Source organism: Malikia spinosa, from assembly GCF_002980625.1.
GTDB lineage: Bacteria > Pseudomonadota > Gammaproteobacteria > Burkholderiales > Burkholderiaceae_C > Malikia > Malikia spinosa.
On the sequence record NZ_PVLR01000038.1, the window covers coordinates 49,917 to 59,121 of the forward strand.

6 protein-coding genes are annotated in these 9,205 nt (G+C 57.3%); all 6 read left to right on the plus strand.

The window, feature by feature from the left end; genetic code table 11:
* The first annotated feature begins 49 nt into the window (after positions 1-49).
* Positions 50-463, plus strand: a complete 414-nt coding sequence (locus C6P61_RS17740) for a hypothetical protein (protein ID WP_146115052.1) — start codon at positions 50-52, stop codon at positions 461-463.
* Positions 464-848: 385 nt separating this feature from the next.
* Positions 849-2,531: a DNA recombination protein RmuC gene (locus tag C6P61_RS13120; RefSeq protein WP_425319753.1), complete on the plus strand. Its 1,683-nt coding sequence runs from the start codon at positions 849-851 to the stop codon at positions 2,529-2,531.
* 50 nt (positions 2,532-2,581) lie between these two features.
* Positions 2,582-5,971, plus strand: coding sequence for a TM0106 family RecB-like putative nuclease (locus tag C6P61_RS13125; RefSeq protein WP_105730381.1), 3,390 nt, complete (start codon positions 2,582-2,584; stop codon positions 5,969-5,971).
* A 25-nt stretch (positions 5,972-5,996) separates the two neighbouring features.
* Positions 5,997-6,359, plus strand: coding sequence for a hypothetical protein (locus C6P61_RS17745; RefSeq protein WP_146115053.1), 363 nt, complete (start codon positions 5,997-5,999; stop codon positions 6,357-6,359).
* 13 nt (positions 6,360-6,372) lie between these two features.
* On the plus strand, positions 6,373-7,818 hold the full coding sequence (locus tag C6P61_RS13130; protein ID WP_105730382.1) for an McrB family protein: 1,446 nt from the start codon (positions 6,373-6,375) through the stop codon (positions 7,816-7,818).
* Between the two features lie 2 nt (positions 7,819-7,820).
* Complete coding sequence (locus C6P61_RS13135) at positions 7,821-9,113, plus strand: McrC family protein (protein WP_170067390.1); 1,293 nt, start codon at positions 7,821-7,823, stop codon at positions 9,111-9,113.
* The last annotated feature ends 92 nt before the right edge of the window (positions 9,114-9,205 follow it).

Here is a 9,205-nt window from a genome sequence, read left to right on the forward strand (position 1 = left end):
TATGAGCTACTGCCAGGTCAATACTCACTCATCACTTTAAGGACGCAGCATGAGCATGATGACTTGGTCTGATGGGCGCATCCCTGCATTGGGGTCTTGGGATTCGATGCTGACGCCGCATGCTGAGATTCGCATGCAGCAACGGGGCGTAGAGAACGAGGTACTGGGTTGCCTCCTGCAATATGGGCGCCGCCAGCATGGGCCGGGAGGCTGCGAACTCCATTTCCTCGACGATGCCGCGCTAGATGCTGCCATTGCCCGGCACGAACCGCATCGCCTCTTGCTCCGGATGACCGAAGCGCGAAACCTGTATGCAGTGGTGAATTCTGACGGTTACGTCATCACGACCGGATACCGTTACCGCCGGATGCTGAGGGACATCAGCTTGTCCTCGATGAGGCCTGGGCGCAGCCGACGCCCACGAGTGCGCAGAAGAAGACCTGTCTGGTACCAGTTCAATTGAGAAGGGCAAATCGGGTGTCAGCCCGAACCCTTCTCCGTTACATTTTTGCCTTTTCCTAGAGTGAACCTACATCATGATTGAGACCATCACCTTTGCTGCACTTGCGCTTGCAGTCATCACACTGGTGCTGCAGCTGGTTCTGGTGCTGCGCAAGCACAGGTTTGAGACCCCGGCAGACCTCGCAGTGCGGCTGGGGCTGATGGAGCAGCAGCTGCAATCCCTGTCCCAGTCGAGTGCGCGCAACGAGGCCGGCACCGAGCGCAACGAAGCCCAGTTGCGCGATTTCACGGCCTCGACCGCCCAGTCCCTGGAGGCCTCGCGCCAAACCCTCGACGAAAAGCTCGATAAGACCGTCGAGGAGTCGCGTAAAGGTCGCGCTGAGTTGATGGGCGCCTTCCAACAGTTCGAGAGCCAACTTGCGCAGCGGCTGGGCACGCTCGGTGCAGACATCGACGTGCGCCTGTCATCCCTGCAGAAAACCATCACCGAGGGGCTGGACAGCAGCCGCCGTGAGCTGGATACCAAGCTTGCCATGACCCTGGAAGATGCCAGGGCAGGGCGTGGTGAACTCACTGCCGCGTTCGTCACCCTCGAATCCAGGCTGGAACAGCGACTGGGCGGGTTCGACGTCTCGATGTCGAGCCGCTTCGACAATCTCCAGCAGGGGCTTCAGGGTCGTCTGGACGAGGCGGCCAAGGCACAGTCCATCCAGTTTGGCCAGGCACAGGCAGAAAGTGCCCAGGCGCGCAAGGAGTTGACCGAGACCCTGGTGGCGTTTCGCAACGACCTCTCCGCCACCCTCAAGAGCCTGTCCGTCGAAACCCAGACGTCCCGGGAGGCGATGGCCCAGAGTTCCCATGCGTTCGAGAAGCAGATTCAGGACCGCTTCGACGCCCTGGCCCTGACCACGGCCAGCACGCTCGATGGCCTCAAGAAGGACGTCGTGTCCCAGCTCGGCGTCATGTCCTCGGCGCTGAAAGACCAGCTCGACGGCAACGGCAGCCAGATTCGCAACCAGTTCGCCACCTTGCAGGATGCCGTGGCTCAGCAGCTGCAGGGGATGGCACAAGGTTCCCGACAAAACTCCGAACAGCTGCGTGCTGCCCTCAACGAACGCCTGGCGGCCATCCAGGCCGACAACACGGCTAAGCTCGAAGAGATGCGGCGCACCGTGGATGAGAAGCTCCATGCGACCCTGGAGCAGCGCCTGGGCGACTCGTTCAAGCTGGTCAGCGAACGGCTGGAGCAGGTTCATGCCGGGCTTGGCGAGATGAAGACCCTGGCTGGCAGCGTGGGCGACCTCAAGCGTGTCATGACCAACGTGCGCACCCGCGGCACTTGGGGAGAAGTCCAGCTGGGCGCCATCATCGAGAATTTGCTCACGGCTGAGCAGTACGCCAAGAACGTCAAGACCGTTCCGGGAAGCAACGAACTGGTCGAGTTCGCCATCAAGATGCCGGGGAAGGGCGATGACGACACCGTCTGGCTCCCGATTGACTCGAAGTACCCGGTCGAGCATTACCAGCGTCTGATTGATGCACACGAGACGGCTGACAAGGACACGATTCAGAAAGCCGCCAACGCCTTCGAGACGTCTCTTCGCCTGGAGGCCAAGAAGATTCAGGACAAGTACCTCAACCCGCCTAACACGACCGACTTCGCCATCCTGTTCGTGCCGACCGAAGGGTTGTTTGCTGAGGTCTGCCGCATTCCTGGCATGGTCGAGGCCCTGCAGAACCAGTTCCGCATCGTGGTGGCGGGGCCGACCACCCTGGCCGCCATGCTCAACAGCTTGCGACTGGGCTTTCGCACCCTGGCGATTGAAAAGCGCTCCTCCGAGGTCTGGAGCATCCTGTCAGGCGTCAAGACGGAGTTTCGCAAGTTCGGCGACATCGTGGATGCGACGCACAAGTCCATCGACAACGCTGCCAAGAAGTTCAGCGAAATCGGAACGCGTACCCGGGCCATCGAGCGCAAGCTGCGCGGGGTGGAGGAACTGCCAGCGTCGGTGTCATCAGGTCTGGATGCCAGCGACCTGCTGGCTCTGGAAGATGAACCGTCCACCTGAGCCGAATCCAGGACAACGGACAAGCACATAACCCAGAAACGGAAGTTATCTTGCAAAAGCGTGACGATGGCATTCTCTATTCCGCATCCGACCTGGTGAACTACCTGGAATGCGAGCATTTGACGACGCTCGACCTGGTGGACCTGCACACCCCGCTGCCCCGGTCAGCAGACAGCGAGGAAGTCAGGCTGATGCAGGCCAAGGGGTTTGCCCACGAGGCCGAGTTCCTGGCCGAACTCCAGCGCCGGCATGCGAGGGTCATCGACATCGCCAAGGACAACGACTCCGTGGCGCGGAAGGTCGAGGCGACCCGGCGTGCCATGGGGGATGGCCATGACATCATCTTCCAGGCGACCTTGCAAGACGGGTGTTTCATCGGTCATGCCGATTTCCTGCGAAAAGTCCATCTACCTTCCAGTCTGGGTGATTGGAGCTACGAGGTCCTGGACACCAAGCTCGCTCGCAGCCCCAAGGCCAAGTTCATCGTCCAGCTGGCGTATTACTCGGCCATGGTCGCCAAAATCCAGGGTGTCGAACCCCTGTCCATGCACGTGGTGCTGGGTGACAAGACGGAGCTGACCTACCGCTACGCCGATTACGCGCGCTACCTCGGCATGCTCACACAGCGCTTCCTGGACCGGGTGGCAGAGCCTCCTGCTCAGACCTACCCGGTTCCTTGCGACAAGTGCGGCCAGTGCAAGTGGAACGAGCTTTGCGACGAGCGACGGCTCAACGACGACCACCTGAGCCAGGTGGCCAACATCACCCGGCTGCAGGTCAAGAAGCTGGAAACGGCAGGCGTGTCTACTCTGCAGGCATTGGCAACCCTGCCCGCGGGTGCCGCCATTTCCAAGCTTTTGCCGCAGACGCTGGAAAAACTGCGTCATCAGGCACGCCTTCAATACCAGGGGCGCCAGACGGGGCAGCGCCACCTGGAGGTCTTGCCACAAGTTGATGACGAGTTGAGAGGGTTTGCGCGTCTGCCCAGGCCCGCGGCTGGCGACCTCTTCTTCGACATGGAAGGCGACCCGCTTGAGGAGGGCGGGCTGGAATATCTGTTCGGCCTCTACTTCCTTGAAGCAGGAACACCCCAGTTCAAGGCTTTCTGGGCACACAGCCGTGCTGAAGAAAAGGTGGCCTTTGAGTCCTTCATGGACTTCGTCACCGGCTGGCTCAGGCGGCATCCCGATGCACATATCTACCATTACGCGGCCTACGAACAAACGGCACTCAAGAAGTTGATGTCCTTGCATGGGTCCCGCGAGGCAGAGGTAGACAACCTGTTCCGGACTCAGAAGCTGGTGGACCTCTACAAGGTAGTGCGGGAGGGGATTCGTGTCTCAGAGCCGCGCTATTCCATCAAGAACATCGAACATTTCTACTTGGAAGGCCGCACCGGGGACGTGAAGAGCGCGGGGGCCAGCATCGTGTACTACGAGCGCTGGAAGGAGACGGGTGACCCGCAGCTCCTCAAAGATATCGAAGACTACAACTTCGACGATGTCCGCTCCACCTACGAATTGCAGCAATGGCTGTTGACACTGCGACCTGGTGGTGCGACTTGGTTCTCGGCCTCATCAGCTGATGCTGGGGAAGAGCCTGAGGTAGGCGCGCTCACGGAAGAGGAGCAGCGTCTTGTGCCGTACCGCGAGCAACTCGTCGATGCGTTGCCCAATGACCGTTCGGTCTGGGGCGAAACTGAGACGCTCAAAGAGCTGACCTACCAGTTGCTGGACTTTCACCGGCGTGCTGCCAAGCCCGAATGGTGGGCCATGTTCTCCCGAATGGAACTGACGGAAGCAGAGCTGCTGGAGGATGGTGAATGCCTGGCAGGCCTGCTGGAAGACTCCGCCCATCCGCCCGTGAAGGAAAGGCGCTCGATTCGGTACACCTATCTCTTTCCGCAACAGGAATCCAAGCTTAAGACAAGCGATTCCGCCTCCATTGCCCAGACCGCCGACCCTGTCAACAATCTCGTGGTCGATGAAAAATATCGACGCGTCAGCTTCACGCGTGCAGCCAATAAGGACCCTCTGCCGAGCCAAATCGCGTTGGGTCCGGGCATGCCGGTGTCGACCAGGGCCCTGGTTGAGGCCGTGTTCCGCTTCGGTAAGAGCATCGTGGCGGGAGACCAGAAGTACGGTGCGCTGGAAGCCTTCCTGACCCAAAGACTTCCCTGCATCAAGGGCCGCCAGCTTGGCATGCCGATTGTGCTGGGTGACAGCAATCCGATGGCGTCCATCGTCGAGGCGGTGGCCAACCTGGACAACAGCTACCTGTTCGTACAGGGCCCACCCGGGGCAGGCAAGACCTATACCGGCTCCCATGTCATCGTTGCCCTGATGCAGAAGGGTTACAAGGTGGGCATCTCTTCGAACAGCCACAAGGCCATCAACAACCTGCTGTCCGGCATCGAGAAAGTAGCCCGTCAGGAAGGTTTCAGTTTCTCAGGTGCCAAAAAGTCGACTGCAAAAAAGGGAGACACCCACTTTGAGGGCTACTTCATCGAGGATGTGTTCAACAACGATGACGTTTGGGAAAACCTCGACGACGAAGGTGGCTACCAGCTGGTGGCAGGCACCGCATGGCTTTTTGCCGACGGCAACATGGACCAGCAACTCGACTACATCTTCGTCGACGAAGCAGGGCAGGTGGCGCTGGCCAACCTCGTGGCCATGGGTACGTCTGCCCGAAACATCGTGCTGCTGGGTGACCAGATGCAGCTGTGCCAGCCGATACAAGGCGTACATCCCGGTCGCTCCGGGGAGTCATCGCTGGAGTTTTTGCTCAACGGTCTGGCGACGATTCCGCCGGAACGCGGCATATTTCTGGGCACTACCTGGCGGATGCATCCGGACGTGTGTCGCTTCATCTCGGATGCAGTCTACGACGGTCGCCTGCTAGCTGAATCTGGCAACGCCATCCAGGGACTGGTTCTTGACAGCGGAGCGCACGCGGCCTTGAAGGCTACGGGCATTTCCTACGTGCCGGTGAACCATGACGCGTGCTCGCAGCGCAGTGAAGAGGAGGCTCAGCTGGTTCTGGAAATGGTGGAGAGCCTGCTGAAGCAGCGCTACCGAAACAAGAAGGGCGAGGTGCATCCCCTGACGCTGGACGACATCCTGGTCGTGGCGCCTTACAACATGCAGGTCAACCTCTTGAAAAAGGTATTGCCTGAGGGGGCTAGGGTAGGGACCGTCGACAAGTTCCAGGGGCAGGAAGCCGAGGTGGTCATCGTGTCGATGGCGACCTCCAATGGTGACTACTTGCCGCGCAACATCGAGTTCCTGTACAGCAAGAACCGGCTCAACGTGGCGATTTCAAGGGCCAAGTGTCTTGCGGTGTTCATTGCCAACCCAGCGTTGATGGCCATCAGGTGTTCCAAGCCGGAGGAAATGGCGCTGGTAAACACGTTGTGTTGGGTAAAAGAGATTGGGTAGTTTTGTTTTTAATGAAAGGTGTTTTATGTCGAATGAAGTGCATGTAGAGATTTTGTCAGAAGCTTGGATGAAAGAAGGTAATAATTATATGAATATAGATTCTAAGTATAAAACCTTCTTTCCCGATGACTGCTTTATTGCTCGCGGAACTGGTCGTGAAAATAAGGATTTGCTCTCTGAGCGTGGCATTTGGTTGCAATATGAAGGTGCTATCGATGCTGTCCAGTGCTTCATGGAGCTTCGCTCTGGTGGTAAGTTTCGTCCGTCTAATCGTGGTGCAATCAAAGATTTTTATAGCAGCACGAAAGCTCAGGTTGGCGATAAAATTGTTTTTGAAAAAAAATCAGATCGCATCTATGGAGTCAAGATGGCGAAGTGTGATGAATGAGTGGTGTTAAATAATGAGTTGGAAGGAAGTTATCGAAGTATTGGACTGTCGATTTTATCGATATGTGTCGAATAGTGGGGTGGAGCCGAAAAATGTGTATGCGACTGGCTACATCCTGAAAAATGGTCGACAACTGGCAGTGGAAACAAGGGGCGAGGGTTCGCGTGTAAATATCTGGATTGAGGACATTGGGCCGCCTGTTGTTCCTAGCCACTTTCAACTTTACAAAGAAGATGAAGGTCGATTGGCCTCACTTTCTTCGGTGGCACCTAAGCTCAGTGGGCCAGGGTATGGAAAGCCGCCGGGGCGTGCATACAAAATTGTTGTTGCTACGATTGATGAGCTTGAATCTCTGCTTGAATGGTACGGGGGTGGAGTCCGTGGTCAATCAAATGATAAAGCAAAAGTTGGAGAAGTGTTGTCTGGGTCCAAAGAGAAATCATTGATGGAATTGAATACGATACTGTATGGTCCACCAGGAACAGGTAAAACTTACACTACCACAAGTCGAACGGTTAAGCTTTGTGATGGTTTTCTGCCTGAAGGGGGGGAGATAGTTGTCCGTAAGCGTTTCGAGGAGCTTAGAAAGGCTGGTCGAGTGTCTTTTGTCACGTTCCACCAGTCGTATGGCTATGAAGAGTTCGTGGAGGGACTCCGTCCCATCGTAAAAGATGGACAGGTCGTCTATGAAGTGCTGCCAGGTGCATTCAAGCGTGCCTGTCTAGCAGCAAGGGGGCTCGGTAAAGTCGAGCATGGTCAGCCAGAAAATATTTCACAACGCGGGGTTGAAGAAAATCAGAATGACACGGTACAGCCCCATGTCATCATCATTGATGAAATCAACCGAGCCAACATCTCCAAGGTATTTGGTGAACTTATCACGCTGATTGAGGAGGACAAGCGCGAGGGGCAAGCCAACGCAGTGACGGTCAAGCTGCCTTACTCAGGGGAAGACTTCTCGGTTCCTTCGAATCTCTACCTGCTGGGAACAATGAATACCGCAGACCGCTCCATTGCTTTGTTGGACACAGCACTGCGCCGACGGTTTGAATTTGAAGAAGTCATGCCAAATCCTGACTTGCTGAAGGACCATGTGATTGAAGGAATCAACCTCGGGCAGTTGTTGGAGGCAATAAACCAACGTATTGAGGCTCTCTACGACCGGGACCACACCATAGGTCATGCCTACTTGATGGGGCTGCAGTCTCTCGACGACTTGGAACGTGCTTTCCGACGCAAGGTGCTGCCATTGCTGCAAGAGTATTTCTATGAGAACTGGTCCCAGGTTCGGCGCGTGCTCTACGACTTCGGCGAGGGGGACTTTGTGCAGCGCGTGGTCAGGCTGCCGATTCCGTTGGATGGAGATGATGACCTGGATGCGGAGTCGAGTGTGGTTTACCGGGTCAATCCGGCTCCCTTTCCCGTACATGCCTATCGGCGCATCTACGAGGGGCGGTGAGCGTGGTTGCAGTCTTGCGCGTTCAAGAGTATGGGCGCATCCACTGCGGTGCAGCATTCAGTCCCGAGTCGCGCACGGTGACCCTGGCGCAGCACCGTGAACTGGAACGTTTCAGTGAGTCATACCGACGCACACGGGGTGTTGCCGTTTTCCAGAACGGCCCGCGTAACAGTCTGGTCGCGCAGAACTATGTCGGTGTCATTCAACTGGGACGCCACCAGGTCGAGGTGCTGCCGAAAATCGATGGCGAAAACCACGAAGTACGACGCAGTCTCGTGAGAATGGTCGCGGCTACACTTGGCTTGACCCTACACGCCGATACCGTCAGTGCGGTCGAGCGTACCGACCACTCGATTTTGGAAGTGCTGATTCGTCTGTACTGCGAACAGCTGTGGTTGCAAGTGCGTCGGGGGATGTTGCGTCGCTATGAATCCCGTGAGGACAACCTTACGGTTCTTCGTGGTCGGCTGAACGTGTCGCGCCAGTTGAGGCACAACCTGGCACGGCCGGACCGACTTTATTGCACCTTTGATGAGTTTTGCGAGGACAACCCGCTGAACCGTGTTCTGAAGGCGGCGTTGCGCGTCCTGCTGGGAGCCGCCCGCGCCGAGTCCACCGTCAGAAGTGTTTCCGAACTCTTGTTCTGCTTCCAGGACGTGAGTGACGTGAGTCCGCAAGCCATCAGCTGGACACAGGCCGGAGTCGACAGGCTCAGTGAGCGATATGCACCCTTGGTGCGCATGTCCAGACTGTTTCTCGAAGGCTGCTCGCCAGACCTCATTGCAGGTTCGGCCGTCGGATTTGCTGTGCTTTTTGACATGAACGAACTGTTCGAGGAGTACGTCGGAAGGCAGGCGCGCAGAGTCTTTAGCAAACAGGGGTTGAATGTGGCGTTGCAGGGACCGAAACGTCACCTGGCACGCGCTCTGCACGGCGGTCGTTCGTTTGAGCTACGGCCTGATGTTGTCGTGTCACATGGTCACCAGCCAACGGTTGTCATCGACACAAAATGGAAGCGTCTCCGTGAAGACGCTGCGCACGAGTCCGTTTCCTCGGCCGATATGTACCAGATGTATGCCTATGCCCAACGATACGATGTCGACCAAGTCATCTTGCTGTACCCACACCACTCTGGACTCGGCAGCTGGAAGCCAAGGCGTGCTGTGTACGAAGTAGGGGGGCCGGCTGGCGGTGTTGAGAAGCGGCGCTGCGTGAGCGTCTCCACCATCGACTTGCTCAATCTCGCTAGCATTCCCGCGCAGTTGGAGGCTTTGAGTCAGCCGTTACAGTTGTGATGGAGGTACGGGACTATACACAGCCGGGCTGATCCACCGGCGTGCGCCCTGGAAGCGGCGCGAGCTTGATACTTAGAGCGTGTTATGGACTT

Bases quoted from the DNA above. Each gene is read 5' to 3' on its own strand.
- C6P61_RS17740 (WP_146115052.1), top strand. From the start codon at position 50: ATGAGCATGATGACTTGGTCTGATGGGCGCATCCCTGCATTGGGGTCT.
- C6P61_RS13120 (WP_425319753.1), top strand. From the start codon at position 849: ATGGGCGCCTTCCAACAGTTCGAGAGCCAACTTGCGCAGCGGCTGGGC.
- C6P61_RS17745 (WP_146115053.1), top strand. From the start codon at position 5,997: ATGTCGAATGAAGTGCATGTAGAGATTTTGTCAGAAGCTTGGATGAAA.
- C6P61_RS13130 (WP_105730382.1), top strand. From the start codon at position 6,373: ATGAGTTGGAAGGAAGTTATCGAAGTATTGGACTGTCGATTTTATCGA.